This is a genomic window from Solwaraspora sp. WMMA2065 (assembly GCF_030345075.1).
In the GTDB taxonomy this organism is placed as follows: Bacteria; Actinomycetota; Actinomycetes; order Mycobacteriales; family Micromonosporaceae; genus Micromonospora_E.
Genome location: NZ_CP128361.1, coordinates 823873 through 836869, shown reverse-complemented (window position 1 = coordinate 836869; position 12997 = coordinate 823873). Strand labels below are relative to the sequence as shown.

The following is a 12997-nucleotide window of genomic DNA, read 5'->3' as shown; positions in this document are numbered from 1 at the left end:
ACCGAAGTGTCAGCCGGGTGTGATTACCTACCGTCATGCCGCACCCGATCATGTTCGACGACGCCGACCCGCTGCTCGCCGAGGTACGCCGGCTCGCGCTGGCCTTCCCCGACGCCGCCGAGAAGATCTCACACGGCCATCCAGCCTTCTACACCACGAAGGTGTTCGCCTACTACGGCGGCTCGGTGAAGGTCGGCGGCGTCTACCAGCAGCATGATCACTCCGTACTGGTGCTGGTGGACCCGGACGAGCGGGCGGCGCTGCTGGCCGAGCCGCGCTGCTACGCCCCGGCGTACCTGGCCGCCTCCGGCTGGGTCGGGGTGGATCTGACCGACGACACCGACTGGGCCGAGATCGGCGAGCTGCTCGACGCCAGCTACCGGCGCACCGCCGGGCCCCGCCGGATCGCCCGGCTCGACGCACAGCCGACCCGATAAGACACAAGACCCGACAGCACCCGATATCGATCACACAAACTATCCGGAATTTATCCGATATCCATCATGGACTCCGATCCGTCGTACTGATAGAGGTAGGGGTGGCATTCGACGCACCGCCCCACCATCAGCAGATCGGGGATCCGACAATGCACGAGGTGCACCGCCTGATTCGCACCCTGCGCACCGAGCGCGGGCTTTCCCAGCAGCAGCTCGGCGCGTTGATCCAGCTCAGCGCGTCGTCGATCGGCAGTTACGAGAACGGCCGCCTGGTCCCGGTGCAGCAGAACGCGAAGATCCTCGACGACGTGCTGGGCAGCGGCGACCGCGTGCAGCGCGCCTCCGCCGAGGCGCGCGGAATGTCCTTCGCCGGTTTCCTGCGCCCGTGGGCCGAAATGGAGGAGCGGGCCACCCTGCTGCGGTCGTTCGAGCTCGCGGTCGTCCCGGGTCTGTTGCAGACCCGGGAGTACGCCGAACGACTGTTGCGCGTCGGCCCGGTCGACGACGTGCCGACCCGGCTGGCGAACCGGCTCACCCGCCAGCAGGTGCTCACCCGCGCCGACGACCCGGCCGAGTTCATCGCCGTCCTCGACCGCAGCGTGCTGCACCGTCAGGTCGGCACGCCGGAGCAGACGGCCGAGCAGCTGCGCAGTCTCGCCGAGGCGGCGGCGCGCCCCAACATCTGGGTGCACGTGGTGCCGGGCAGCGCCGACGCCTACCACGGGCTTAACGGCTCGTTCGCGATGGCGACCGTGGACGATCACGTGTTCGGCTACGTCGATTCCCATTTCGGCGGCGACGTGATCAGCAACCCGGCCGACGTGCAGATATTGGAGCGGTCCTGGGAAGGTGTCCGCAGCTATGCTCTGCCTGTCGAGGAATCCCACGACATGATCCTGAAAGCGGTGCAGACATGGAGCTGAGCACCACCCCTCGCTGGCGCAAGTCGACCCGCAGCAACCCCGCTGGGGGCAACTGCGTCGAGGTCGCCGACAACGTGCCCGGCCGGGTCCACGTCCGCGACACCAAGGACCGCGACGGCGGCACCCTGACCTTCGCCCCCGCCGCCTGGTCCGCCTTCGTCACCCTGGCCAGGACCACGTCCGTACGCTGACCGGCTCCGCCAACCAGCGGCGGTAGCGCCGCAGCGACCGGCGTCGCTGGAGCTGCTCCTGCATGAGGGAGACGACCGGGTCTGCCCGGCCGGGGTCGGCGGCTCCTCGCCCGACCTGGCGGAGCCGGCAGTGCACGACGGCCTGGGTGGCCGCCGAGGCCAGGTGCTTGTTCTTCCAGCGCGGGCCCGGGGCCGTGGCCGCTGCTTCCTCGCCGCGCAGCCAGCGCCGCGGTAGCTCCGGGTCCACGGCGAGTGCCGTCGCCACTCCGACGACAGCCGCGCCCTGGGTGCGTACCCGCTCGGCGACGGCGCGGCGTCGCACGCCGCCGGTGAGCATCACCGGCACCGGGGCCTGCGGGATGATCGTCGCGGCGGCGTCGAGGAAGTAAGCCTCCCGGGCGAGGGTGTGTCCGTCCGCCGGGTAGCCGTTGGTGGCCAGGCTCTCCACCGACCCTCCGGAGAGTTCGACCAGGTCGACGCCGGTGTCGGCGAGCATGCCGACCACCTGCCTGGCGTCGTCCGGGTCAAAGCCGCCGCGCTGGAAGTCGGCGGTGTTGAGCTTGACCGCGACCGCCGCGCCGTCGGGCAGTCGACGCCGGACCTCGGTGACCACGTCGACCAGCAGCCGGGCCCGGTTGCGCAGTTCACCTCCCCAGCGGTCGGTTCGCCGGTTGGTCAGCGGGGAGAGGAACTGGCTGATCAGGTAGCCGTGGGCAGCGTGGATCTCCACCCCGTCGAATCCGGCCTCGACCGCTCGTTGTGCCGTGCGACCGAACCGGTTGACGACCTCGTCGATCTGCTCCGGCGTCATCGCGGTGGGCTGGGCGAAGAAGCGGGACAGCCGACCGATGCTGACCGGTATGTCCGACGCCGACCAGGCCAGCCCCGGCATGTCCGCGTGGACGACCCGGCCTGGGTGGTTGATCTGCATCCAGGCGCGGGCACCGCCAGCGGTCGCCGCCGCCGCCCAGCGCCGGAACGGTTCCAGCGGGGTACGGTCCGCGAGCACGACGTCGGAGGGGTCGGCGAGGGCCCGCTCGTCGACCATGACGTGCCCGGTGATCAGCAGCCCCGCTCCGCCGGCACCCCAGCGCTGGTAGAGCGTGGCGAGCTCGGTGCCGGGCAGCTGGCCGGCGACGGCCAGGAACTCCTCCATGGCGGCCTTGGCGATCCGGTTCGGCAGGACCTGCCCGCTGGGCAGTTCGAGCGGTTCGGCCAGTTGGGACATGCTGTGGGCTCCTCGGCTCCGACGATATGCTTCGAGACTCGAAGCGTTTCAGACCGTAATAGTTCGAGACTCGAAGCGCAAGTGGTACCGTCGGCCGGTGGACCACCGGGACCTCGTCGACGCCATCCGCGCCAACCACGAGATCTTCATGACGACCAGCGACCGGCTCGAACCCGCCCTGACCGCCCACGGGCTGACCAACGCGACCGCGCAGGCGCTGTGGGCGATCGACCCGGCCGGACCGGCACCGTCGATGAAGGCGCTCGCCGAGCGCCTGTACTGCAACGCCCCCAACCTCAGCTTCATCGCCAACCAGCTGATCGAGCGCGGACTGGTCGAGCGCAGCGTCGACCCCACCGATCGGCGGGGCCGGGTGCTCGCCCTCACCGACAAGGGCCGACAGGTACGCCAGGAGATCATCGCGGCGACGCTGGAGGCGAGCCCGTTCGCCGGCTGCCCACCGCAGCTGCTCCGCGAACTCGCCACCCTGCTCCGGCAGGTCGCCGCCGGTCAGCCGGTAAGGAACCGGTAGGCGTTGCCGCCGCTCAGGGCAGCCCGCTGGTCAGCGGTGAGGAAGTCCGCCTTGTCGATCACCGCGCCGACCGGCCGTTCCCCCAGCGGGTACGGGTAGTCGCTGCCCAGCAGCACTCGGTCGGCACCCATCGTGTCGACCAGCAGCCGCAGCGCCGCCGGGTCGAACACCACCGAATCGACGTAGAACCGGTCCAGGTAGTGGCTCGGCGGGTGCGCCGACCGGCCGCGTACCACGGCGCCCCGGCGGTGCCAGGCGTTGTCGGCGCGGCCCAGCCAGAACGGGAAGCTGCCGCCGCCGTGGGCGAAGCAGATCCGCAGCGTACGGGGCAGCTGGTCGAAGCCGCCGCCGAGGATCAGCGCCAGGATCGACAGGTGGGTCTCGGCGGGCATGCCGGACAGCCAGCGGGCCATCCACCGGTCCAGTCGTGGCCCGTCCGGCATGTCCCACGGGTGGACGAACACCGGCGCGCCGACGTCGGCGCAGTGTCGCAGGAAGGCGACGATGCCGGCGTCGTCGAGGTCACGGTCGCCGACGTGGTTGCCGATCTCCACCCCGGCGTGGCCGGCGGCCAGGCAGCGGTCCAGCTCGGCGCAGGCGGCGTCGGGGTCCTGCAACGGCACCTGGCAGAACGGCACCAGCCGGCCACCTCCGGCGGCGGTGACCTCCAGGGTCAGGTCGTTGAAGATCCGGGCCACCTTGACCGCCTGGTCTGCCGGCCGGTCGTAGGCGAAGAACACCGGCGTCGGCGAGACGACCTGGACGTCCACCCCGTCGACGTCCATGTCGGCCAGCCGGGTGGCCGGGTCCCAGGTCTGCGGGCCGACCGGCCGGAACTCCGTCTGACCCACCATGATCATCGCGGCGCGTTCGGAGTCGACCCGCAGCCACGGCCAGCCGGTCCCCCCACAGGCGGCGGCGAGATCCGGCCAGCCCCTGGGCACCAGGTGGGTGTGGACGTCGATGGTCTGCCCGGCGTCGGTCACGGTGAGGCTCAGCCCTTGCCCGGGTGCAGCGCGCCGCACTTGTCGCAGGTACGCGCGGACTCGTCACCGTAGAAGGCGGTGAAGACCGGCGGCAGGTCGGCGACGATGTCGCGCACCTGCAACTCCACCTCGTGCACCAGGTTTCCGCAGTCGAGGCAGTACCACTGGAACTTCTCCAGGGTGCCCTCCTCGCGGACCCGTTCGATGACGACCCCGATCGAGCCGGCCTCCGGGCGTTGCGGCGAGTGCGGCACGTAGCCGGGCAGCACCCACATCTGGCCTTCCCGGATGTGCACGGTCTGCGGCCCGTCGTCGGTCATCAGGTTGACGTGCATGTTGCCTTTGACCTGGTAGAAGAACTCCTCGTACGGGTCGACGTGGAAATCGGTGCGCTGGTTGGGCCCGCCGACGACCTGCACGATGAAATCGTCGCCGGTGGGGAACAGCTGCTTGTTGTTGACCGGCGGCTTGAGCAGGTGCTCGTTCTCACTGACCCAGTGGGGGAAGTTGACCGGTTCGGCGATGTCGCTCACGGGTGTCACTCCTTCCGGGTGGGGGCGTCAGCCGGTGCTACGGCGATGGCCTGGATCTCGATGAGCAAATGTGGGTGGGGTAGTTGGTGGACGGCGACGGTGGTCCGGGTGGGTCCGGTGTGGTCGAAGTGTTGCGCCCAGACCTGGTTGTAGCCGCCGAAGTCGTTCATGTTGACCAGGTACGTGGTGACCGAGACCAGATCGGTCAGGCCGGCACCGGCGGCGGCGAGCAGGTCGGCGATGTTGGCGATCACCGCGCGGGTCTGCTCCCGGATGTCGAGTTGCGTGGTGCCGAACTCGTCCACCGTGGCACCGGCGATGGTGTTGTCGGGGCGGCGGCTCGACGTACCGGAGACGAAGATGAATCCGCCGGCGACCTTGACGTGTGGAAACTTGCCGCGTGGGGTGGCCTTGCCGGCGACCAGGTGCGCGGTCATCGCGTACCTCCGGTGGTGGTGAAGGCGGCGGTGCCGAGGCTTTGCACGGTGGCGCGGACGTGGGCGCCGGGTGGGAGGGGGACGGCGGCGGTGGCGGCGCCGGCCAGGAAGATCCAGCCGGCCCGCAGGGCCGGGCCGTGCCGGTCGGCGAGGGCGATCCCGGCGGTCAGCGCGCGGCGGGGGTCGCCGAGGATGGCCGCCGTCGATCCGGTCTGCACCGTGCGTCCGTCGACGTCGAGGAGTACGCCGAGGTTGTCGACGCCGTCCGGGACCGGCTGCCAGGGCCCGACGGCGTACAGGGCTGCCGAGGTGTTGTCGGCGATCACGTCGGGCAGGGAGAAGGTGAAGTTGGCGTAGCGGGAGTCGATGACCTCCAGGGCGGGGGCGACGGCCCGGACCGCGTCGGTGAACGGCATCCCGGGTGTCGGTGGCCTGTCGAGGAGGAAGGCGATCTCCGGTTCGACCCGGGGGTGGATCAGTCCGGAGATGTCGACGTTGCCGCCGTCGGGCACCTGCGTGGTGTCGGTGAGTTGGCCGAGGATCGGGGAGTCGACGCCGACCTGCGCCATTTTCGCCTTGCTGGTCAGGCCCATCTTGGCGCCGGCGAGGCGTTCGCCCCGGCCGGTGCGGCGGGCGATCAGCGCCCGCTGCACCCGGTACGCGGCGTCGACGTCAATGCCGAGCGCCTCGGCGAGCTGCGGAATCGGGGTGCCGGTGACGGCCGCCTCGTCGAGCTGGGCGGCCAACCCGGCGAGGTCGACGTCCGTGCTGGTCACTGGGTGCCTCCGTGGGCGGTGTTGGCGGCGTCGGCGAGGTCGAGGGCGACGTCGGTGATCATGTCTTCCTGGCCGCCGACCATCCTGCGGCGGCCGAGTTCGACCAGGATGGACCGCACGTCCAGGCCGTAGCGGTCGGCGGCGCGTTCGGCGTGGCGCAGGAAGCTGGAGTAGACGCCGGCGTAGCCGAGCGACAGGGTTTCCCGGTCGACACGGACCGGCCGGTCCTGCAGCGGCCGGACCAGGTCCTCGGCGGCGTCCATCAACGCGAACGTGTCGCAGCCATGCGCCCAGCCGTGCAGGTCCGCGACGGCGGTGAACACCTCCAGGGGCGCGTTGCCGGCCCCGGCACCCATCCCGGCCAGGGAGGCGTCGACCCGGGTGGTGCCATGCTCGACGGCGACCACACTGTTCGCCACCCCCAACGACAGGTTGTGGTGGGCGTGGATACCGATCTGCGTGCCCGGGTCCAGCACCTGCTGGTAGGCGTCGACCCGGGCGGCGACGTCGTCCATCAGCAGCCGACCGCCGGAGTCGGTGACGTAGACACAGTGCGCCCCGTACGACTCCATCAGCTTGGCCTGCTGCGCGAGCCCGTCCGGGGTGTTCATGTGCGACATCATCAGAAAGCCGGCCACGTCCATACCCTGGTCGCGGGCCCATGAGATGTGCTGGGCGGCGACGTCGGCCTCGGTGCAGTGGGTGGCGATCCGCACACTGGTGACGCCGAGGTCCCGGGCGGCTTTCAGGTCGTCGACGGTGCCGATCCCGGGCAGCAGCAGCGTGGTCAACGTCGCCCGGCTGATCGACTCGGCGGCGGCGGTGATCCAGTCGGCGTCCGACGCCGCACCGTGCCCGTACGTCACCGACGAGCCGGCCAGGCCGTCACCGTGGGCGACCTCGATCGCGTCGACGCCGGCCGCGTCCAACGCGGCGGCGATCTGCCGCACCTGGTCGACGCCGTACCGGTGCCCGATGGCGTGCATGCCGTCGCGCAACGTCACGTCCTGCACGTACAGCCGGGTCATGACCGCGCCTCCGCTCGGACAGCGACCAGACGTTCCGCGGTACGCAACGCGGCCGAGGTCATGATGTCCAGGTTGCCGGCATAGGCGGGCAGGTAGTGCCCGGCACCGGAGACCTCCAGGAACACCGACACCTGGATGCCGGTGAAATGGCTGCCCAGCGCCGGCACGAAAGTGTCGACCGGATCGAACTGCACCCGCTGTTTGAGCCGGTAGCCGGGCACGTACCCGGCGACCGACCCGACCATGGCCGCCACCGAGGCGGCCACCCGGCCGGTGTCGACGCCGGCCGGGACCAGGCAGTAGACGGTGTCACGCATCAGCAGCGGCGGATCCGCCGGGTTCAGCACGATGACCGCCTTACCCCTACCGGCACCGCCGACGACCTCCAGGGCGCGGGCCGTCGTCCGGGTGAACTCGTCGATGTTCGCCCGGGTGCCCGGACCGGCCGAACGGGACGCGATCGACGCGACGATCTCCGCATACGCCACCGGGGCCACCGCCGCGACAGCGGCGACGACCGGCACCGTCGCCTGCCCACCACAGGTGACCATGTTGACGTTGCGCTCGGCCAGGTGCGCGTCCAGGTTGACCGGCGGCACCACGTACGGGCCGACCGCAGCCGGGGTCAGATCCACCACCGTCCGCCCGTGCGCCCGCAGGATCTCGTCGTTACGCCGGTGCGCACCCGCCGACGTGGCGTCGAACACGAGCCGCACGTCGGCGAACTCGGGCATCGCCACCAGGCCGTCGACCCCATCACTCGTGGTCGCCACACCCAACCGGCCAGCGCGGGCCAGCCCGTCGGATTCCGGATCGATACCCACCATCGCCACCATGTCCAGCGACTCCGACAACCGCAGCACCTTGATCATCAGATCGGTACCGATGTTGCCCGACCCGATCACCGCCACCCCGACACCCATCACGACCCCTCCCCTGACTCGCCGTCGGCCGACCGGTCGGCCGGTTTCGCGCTGAATCTGGTCCGTACCGAGCCGAGCCCGGCGATCCGCGCCTCGTACGCCGCCCCCGGGGTGACCGGCACCATCGGGCCGAGCGCACCGGAGAGCACGACGTCGCCGGCCCGCAGCGGATCCCCGGCGGCGGCCATGGTCGACGCCAGCCAGGCGACGGCGTGCACCGGGTTACCGAGGCAGGCCGCCCCGGCGCCGACCGACACCGGTTCACCGGCGGATTCCAGGACCATGCCGCACTCGCGCAGGTCCACCGAGGCGGGCGGCACCGGCCGGTCACCGAGGACGAACAGCCCCGACGAGGCGTTGTCCGCCACCGTGTCCACGATGGAGATGTCCCAGTCGGTGATCCGGGAGTCGACGATCTCGACCGCCGGTAGCAGGAAGTCGGTGGCCCGCAGCACGTCGAGCACGGTCGCCGGCCCGTCCGGCAGATCCGCCGACAGCACGAACGCCACCTCGGCCTCCACCCTGGGCTGGATCAGCCCGCCCAGGTCGACCTCGTCGCCGTCGCAGACCGTCATGTCGGCGAAGAGCACCCCGAAGTCGGGCTGGTAGACGCCGAACGCGGCCTGCACCGCCGGCGACGTCAACCCGATCTTCGCGCCGACCCGGCGGCGGCCCGCGCCTGTCCAGCCGGCCACCAACTCCCGCTGCACCGCGTATGCGGCGGCGACGTCGCCGGCGGGCAGCAGCCGGTCGCGCAGCGGCGGGCACGGCGCCCCGGTGTCGTACGCCCCGGCCAGCGCCGCGACGGCGGCCTCGATGTCCACAGTCACGCTCATGTCAGGTCCACGCAGACGTTTGTCAGTTCGGAGTAGAAGTCCAGCGAGTGCACGCCACCTTCGCGGCCGACGCCGGAGGCCTTGACCCCGCCGAACGGGGTACGCAGGTCCCGCAGGAACCAGGTGTTGACCCAGACGATGCCGGCGTCCAGTCTGGCGCCGGCCCGGTGCGCCCGCCCCACATCACGGGTCCACACCGTCGCGGCCAGCCCGTAGTCGGAGTCGTTGGCCAGCGCGAACGCCTCCTCCTCGGTGTCGAACGGGGCGATGTGACAGACCGGGCCGAACACCTCCTCACACACCAGCCGCGCCGACTGCCCCAACCCGGTCAACACCGTCGGCTGCACGTACGCGCCGCCGTCGCGGGCATCACCGAAGGCCGGCACGCCACCACCAGCTCGTACGTCGGCACCTTCGACGCGGGCCAGGTCGTAGAAACCGAGCACCTTCTCCCGATGCGCCCGCGAGATCAGCGGCATCGTCGAGATCGTCTCGTCGGCGGGCCAGCCGTACCGGGCGTCGCGGGCGGCGGCCGCCAGCCGGTCCACGAACTCGTCGAACACCGGCCGCTGCACGTACAGCCGCTCGGTGCACAGGCACACCTGACCGCCGTTGGTGAACGACGACCGCACCGAGCCGGCCACCGCCGCGTCCAGGTCGGCGTCGGCGAAGACCAGGCCGGCGTTCTTGCCGCCCAACTCGAACGACACCGCCTTCACCCCGTCAGCCGCCGCCCGCATGATCGCCGACCCCGTCGCCGACTCACCGGTGAAGGTGATCGCATCCACCCCCGGATGCCGGGTCAGCCACTCCCCCGCCGCGCCCGGCCCGAAGCCGTGCACCAGGTTGAACACCCCGTCGGGTACGCCGGCCGCCGCCATCACCTCCGCCAACAACGTCGCCGACGCCGGCGTCTCCTCCGACGGCTTGACGACGACAGCGTTGCCGCAGGCCAGCGCCGGAGCCACCTTCCACGTCAGCAGCAGCAGCGGCAGATTCCACGGCACGATCACCGCGACGACACCGACCGGTTTACGTACCGCGTAGTTCAACGCCCGACCACCGGACGGGGTGACCGTGGTGAACGACTCGGTCGGCGCCGTCGCAGCGATCTCCGCGAACGCCCGGAAGTTCGCCGCCCCACGCGGAATGTCCAACGTCCGGGCCTGACCGACCGGCTTACCGGTATCCGCCACCTCAGCGGCGACCAGATCATCGAACCGGCGGTCCAACTCGTCGGCCACCGCCCGCAACACCGCCGCCCGGTCCCGCTCAGCCATGTCACCCCAGGGTCCGCGCAACGCCGACCGCGCCGCCGCCACCGCCGCGTCGACCGTCGCAGAATCGGCCTCCGCCACCTCGAACACCGTCTCCCCGGACACCGGCGACACCTTCGCAAACCGCTTCCCGGCATCGACGAACCGGCCGTCGACGAAGTTGCGCAGCAGGCCGGGACCGTTGACGGCCGGACGACCGGCGTACAGGTCGGGGTGCCACAGGGTCATGGGCGTCCCTTCCGGGCAGAACCGTGTCCCTTCCGGAGGGACCGGGTGACGGCGGCGCCGAGTGCCCCTACCAACAGCGCCGCCGTCCCGGCCACCGCCGCCGCCAGCACCTGGTGCTGCCGCCGGACCCGACGCCTGACCTCGGCGTACGGGATGGTGGTGAAGGAGACCATCTCGTACCGGGACACGTAGCGCCCCGGCAACGCCCGTTCCAGGGCGTGTTCGACCTTGCGGAAGGTCTGGAACGTCGCGGAGGCGACCTTGTCGCGCATCTCGACGAAGTTCGCCAGGGCCATCTGGGCGATCGCTTCGGCGTTGTCCTGGCGGCGGGACTGGTACAGCGGCAGCGCCGCCGCCCAGTCGCCGCCGGTGTCGTCGAGGCAGCGGTCCAGCTCGACGACGTCCTCGAAGGCGCAGTTGGCGCCCTGGCCGTAGAACGGCACGACCGCGTGGGCGGCGTCGCCGACCAGCGCCACCCGGCCGCCGACCTGCCACGGGTCGCAGCGCACCGTACCGAGCAGGCCGACCGGGTTGTGCTGGTAGTCGTCGACCAGGTTCGGGGCCAGCGGCGGCACGTCCGGGTAGTGGGTACGGAAGTGTCGCTCGATCGCCGCCGGGCTGCTCAGCGAGGCGAAGCTCGACGTGCCGCCGGTCGGCCAGAACAGGGTGCAGGTGAACGACCGGTCCGGGTTCGGCAGGGCGATCATCATCGACGTGCCGCGCGGCCAGATGTGCAGCGCACCCGGGTCGAGTGCGTAGTCGCCGCCGACCGCCGGGATGGTCAGCTCCTTGTAGCCGTAGTCGAGGAAGTCGAGGCTCTCGTCGACCAGGCCGTGGGCGAGCAGCTGGCCGCGTACCGCCGAACCGGCGCCGTCGGCGCCGAGCACGACCTGCGCGTGCGCACGGACCTTGCCCTGCGGCGTGTCGAAGGTCACCTCACCGGTGTCCGGGTCGAGCCCGACGAGCCGGTGGTCGAAGACGACGGTGACGCCGGGCGCGGCCTCGGCCGCGTCGAGCAGCGCGTTGTTCAGCGCGCCCCGGCTGATCGAGTTGATCGCCCGCTGCCCGTCGGCGCTGTACGGCTGGAAGTCCAGGTCTCCGTCGACCGGGTGGATCATCCGGCCGGGCATCGGCAGCGCGTCAGCGAGCACCTGGTCGGCCAGGCCGATGCGGCGCAGCGCGTCCAGGCCGCGTTCGGACAGTGCCAGGTTGATCGACCGGCCGCGTTCGGCGGTGCCGCGTCGCGGGTCCGACCGCCGCTCGTAGAGGGTGACCGGCAGGCCGCGGCGGGCCAGGAAGCAGGCGAGCAGGCTGCCGGCCAGGCCGGCGCCGACCACCGCGACGGGTGCACGTTCAGACATCGTCGCCGCCTTTCGCTGGGAGGGTCGCGGCGAGCGCCCGGGCAGCCCGCCAGCAGTCGTGGTACGTCGAGTACAGCGGCACCGGGGCGAGCCGGACTATGTCCGGTTCGCGGGCGTCGGCGATCACCCCGTGCTCGTGGCGCAGCCGGGCGGTCAGCGCGTGCGCCCCCGACCCGCCGGTGGCACCCGACCCGCCACCGATGCGCAGGGACAGTTGGCAGCCGCGCCGGGCCGGATCCCGGGGCGTGACGACGCTGATCGGCCGGCCGGGCACGATCTCGTCGAGCAGCTGTTCGAGGTAGCCGGTGAGCCGTTCGCTGCGGTCGCGCAGCGCCGGCATGCCGACCTTGTCGAAGATCTGCAACGAGGTACGGACCGGACCCATCGCGAAGATCGGCGGGTTGGAGATCTGCCAGGCGTCGGCGCTGGCCGGTGGCCGCGACACCGGGGTCATCTCGAAGCGGGTCGCCGGCTCGGTGCTCCACCAGCCTTCGAAGCGGGCCAGCGTCGGATCGCCGTGGTGACGTTCGTGCACGTACGCCCCGGCTAGGGCGCCCGGACCGGAGTTGAGGTACTTGTAGGAGCACCAGGCGGCGAAGTCGACGCCCCAGTCGTGCAGCCGCAGCGGCACGTTGCCGGCGGCGTGCGCCAGGTCCCAGCCGACGATCGCGCCGGCGGCCCGGCCGGCGGTGGTGATCGTCGGGATGTCGAGCAGTTCGCCGGTCAGGTAGTTGACCCCGCCGAGCAGCACCAACGCCACCCGGTCGCCCTCGGTGCGCAGGTAGTCGACGACGTCTTCGGTGCGCAGCGTGTCCTCGCCGGGGCGGGGTCGCAGTCGGACCACCGTACGGTCGGGGTCGAGGCCGTGGAAGGCGGCCTGGCTGCGCACCGCGTAGCTGTCCGACGGGAACGCCGAGTCCTCGATGACGATCCGGGTGCGGTCGCCGGCCGGCCGGTAGAACGACACCATCAGCAGGTGCAGGTTGACCGTCAGCGAGTTCATCACCACGGCCTCGCTGGGCAGGGCGCCGACCAGTCGCGCGGCGGTGTCGGTGAGCAGTTCGTGGTACGGCAGCCACGGCCGGCCGGCTTCCAGGTGGCCTTCGACGCCGAGCCGGGCCCAGTCGTCGAGGTCGTCGAGCAGCTCGGCGCGGGTGGCCTTCGGTTGCAGGCCGAGGGAGTTGCCGGCAAAGTAGGCGACGTCGGGGTGGTCGCCGCCGGTGGCCGGCGGGATGTGGAACAGGTCGCGGTGCCCGGGGTCGGCGGCGTCGCGGCGACGGGCGTCGTCCTCATTGAACATG

The 12997-nt window shown here is 71.3% G+C and carries 15 protein-coding genes; 4 read left to right on the top strand and 11 right to left on the bottom strand.

All coding sequences use genetic code 11. The features are described from left to right. Positions 1-35 precede the first annotated feature (35 nt). The 3 genes from O7610_RS03825 (at position 36) to O7610_RS03815 (ending at position 1551) form a co-directional block, all read left to right on the top strand. The gene (locus tag O7610_RS03825; protein ID WP_289212658.1) at positions 36-437 is read left to right on the top strand and encodes an MmcQ/YjbR family DNA-binding protein; all 402 of its coding nucleotides are present in this window, start codon (positions 36-38) and stop codon (positions 435-437) included. A 158-nt stretch (positions 438-595) separates the two neighbouring features. After that, on the top strand, positions 596-1360 hold the full coding sequence (locus O7610_RS03820; RefSeq protein ID WP_289212657.1) for a helix-turn-helix domain-containing protein: 765 nt from the start codon (positions 596-598) through the stop codon (positions 1358-1360). After that, positions 1351-1551: a DUF397 domain-containing protein gene (locus tag O7610_RS03815; RefSeq protein ID WP_289212656.1), complete on the top strand. Its 201-nt coding sequence runs from the start codon at positions 1351-1353 to the stop codon at positions 1549-1551. Before O7610_RS03820 ends, O7610_RS03815 begins: the two co-directional genes overlap by 10 nt. On the opposite strand, the gene O7610_RS03810 is transcribed toward O7610_RS03815, so the two are convergent. Further along, positions 1520-2779 carry an oxidoreductase gene (locus O7610_RS03810; RefSeq protein ID WP_289212655.1) on the bottom strand — a complete coding sequence of 420 codons (1260 nt, stop codon included), beginning with the start codon at positions 2777-2779 and terminating at the stop codon, positions 1520-1522. The genes O7610_RS03815 and O7610_RS03810 overlap by 32 nt on opposite strands. A gap of 97 nt (positions 2780-2876) precedes the next feature. Between O7610_RS03810 and O7610_RS03805 the strand changes: the two genes are divergently transcribed. Then, positions 2877-3311 (top strand): MarR family winged helix-turn-helix transcriptional regulator, encoded by a 435-nt coding sequence (locus tag O7610_RS03805; protein ID WP_289212654.1) that lies wholly within the window; start codon positions 2877-2879, stop codon positions 3309-3311. On the opposite strand, the gene O7610_RS03800 is transcribed toward O7610_RS03805, so the two are convergent. Genes O7610_RS03800 through kynU form a run of 10 tightly spaced genes read right to left on the bottom strand, consistent with a single transcriptional unit; the run spans position 3290 to position 12996 of the window. Beyond that, positions 3290-4336: an amidohydrolase family protein gene (locus O7610_RS03800; protein WP_289212653.1), complete on the bottom strand. Its 1047-nt coding sequence runs from the start codon at positions 4334-4336 to the stop codon at positions 3290-3292. The two genes, O7610_RS03805 and O7610_RS03800, sit on opposite strands and share 22 nt — an antisense overlap. Continuing rightward, the gene (locus tag O7610_RS03795; RefSeq protein WP_289206742.1) at positions 4306-4830 is read right to left on the bottom strand and encodes a 3-hydroxyanthranilate 3,4-dioxygenase; all 525 of its coding nucleotides are present in this window, start codon (positions 4828-4830) and stop codon (positions 4306-4308) included. The genes O7610_RS03800 and O7610_RS03795 overlap by 31 nt, the downstream gene beginning before the upstream one ends. Positions 4831-4835: 5 nt before the next feature. After that, a complete protein-coding gene (locus O7610_RS03790; protein ID WP_289212652.1) occupies positions 4836-5267 on the bottom strand; it encodes a RidA family protein in 432 nt (143 codons plus the stop codon). Further along, positions 5264-6043, bottom strand: a complete 780-nt coding sequence (locus O7610_RS03785) for a 2-keto-4-pentenoate hydratase (protein ID WP_289212651.1) — start codon at positions 6041-6043, stop codon at positions 5264-5266. The genes O7610_RS03790 and O7610_RS03785 overlap by 4 nt, the downstream gene beginning before the upstream one ends. Continuing rightward, positions 6040-7071 carry a 4-hydroxy-2-oxovalerate aldolase gene (dmpG, locus tag O7610_RS03780; protein ID WP_289212650.1) on the bottom strand — a complete coding sequence of 344 codons (1032 nt, stop codon included), beginning with the start codon at positions 7069-7071 and terminating at the stop codon, positions 6040-6042. The genes O7610_RS03785 and dmpG overlap by 4 nt, the downstream gene beginning before the upstream one ends. Continuing rightward, positions 7068-7994 carry an acetaldehyde dehydrogenase (acetylating) gene (locus O7610_RS03775; RefSeq protein ID WP_289212649.1) on the bottom strand — a complete coding sequence of 309 codons (927 nt, stop codon included), beginning with the start codon at positions 7992-7994 and terminating at the stop codon, positions 7068-7070. The genes dmpG and O7610_RS03775 overlap by 4 nt, the downstream gene beginning before the upstream one ends. Beyond that, positions 7994-8824 (bottom strand): 2-keto-4-pentenoate hydratase, encoded by an 831-nt coding sequence (locus O7610_RS03770; RefSeq protein WP_289213562.1) that lies wholly within the window; start codon positions 8822-8824, stop codon positions 7994-7996. Before O7610_RS03770 ends, O7610_RS03775 begins: the two co-directional genes overlap by 1 nt. A gap of 2 nt (positions 8825-8826) precedes the next feature. Further along, positions 8827-10335 (bottom strand): 2-hydroxymuconic semialdehyde dehydrogenase, encoded by a 1509-nt coding sequence (locus tag O7610_RS03765; protein WP_289212648.1) that lies wholly within the window; start codon positions 10333-10335, stop codon positions 8827-8829. After that, positions 10332-11696: an FAD-dependent oxidoreductase gene (locus tag O7610_RS03760; protein ID WP_289212647.1), complete on the bottom strand. Its 1365-nt coding sequence runs from the start codon at positions 11694-11696 to the stop codon at positions 10332-10334. The genes O7610_RS03765 and O7610_RS03760 overlap by 4 nt, the downstream gene beginning before the upstream one ends. Beyond that, a complete protein-coding gene (kynU, locus tag O7610_RS03755) occupies positions 11689-12996 on the bottom strand; it encodes a kynureninase (protein WP_289212646.1) in 1308 nt (435 codons plus the stop codon). Before kynU ends, O7610_RS03760 begins: the two co-directional genes overlap by 8 nt. Position 12997 lies beyond the last annotated feature (1 nt).

Bases quoted from the DNA above. Each gene is read 5' to 3' on its own strand.
- O7610_RS03825 (WP_289212658.1), top strand. From the start codon at position 36: ATGCCGCACCCGATCATGTTCGACGACGCCGACCCGCTGCTCGCCGAG.
- O7610_RS03815 (WP_289212656.1), top strand. From the start codon at position 1,351: ATGGAGCTGAGCACCACCCCTCGCTGGCGCAAGTCGACCCGCAGCAAC.
- O7610_RS03810 (WP_289212655.1), bottom strand. From the start codon at position 2,779: ATGTCCCAACTGGCCGAACCGCTCGAACTGCCCAGCGGGCAGGTCCTG.
- O7610_RS03790 (WP_289212652.1), bottom strand. From the start codon at position 5,267: ATGACCGCGCACCTGGTCGCCGGCAAGGCCACCCCACGCGGCAAGTTT.
- dmpG (WP_289212650.1), bottom strand. From the start codon at position 7,071: ATGACCCGGCTGTACGTGCAGGACGTGACGTTGCGCGACGGCATGCAC.
- O7610_RS03775 (WP_289212649.1), bottom strand. From the start codon at position 7,994: ATGGGTGTCGGGGTGGCGGTGATCGGGTCGGGCAACATCGGTACCGAT.
- O7610_RS03765 (WP_289212648.1), bottom strand. From the start codon at position 10,335: ATGACCCTGTGGCACCCCGACCTGTACGCCGGTCGTCCGGCCGTCAAC.
- O7610_RS03760 (WP_289212647.1), bottom strand. From the start codon at position 11,696: ATGTCTGAACGTGCACCCGTCGCGGTGGTCGGCGCCGGCCTGGCCGGC.
- kynU (WP_289212646.1), bottom strand. From the start codon at position 12,996: ATGTTCAATGAGGACGACGCCCGTCGCCGCGACGCCGCCGACCCCGGG.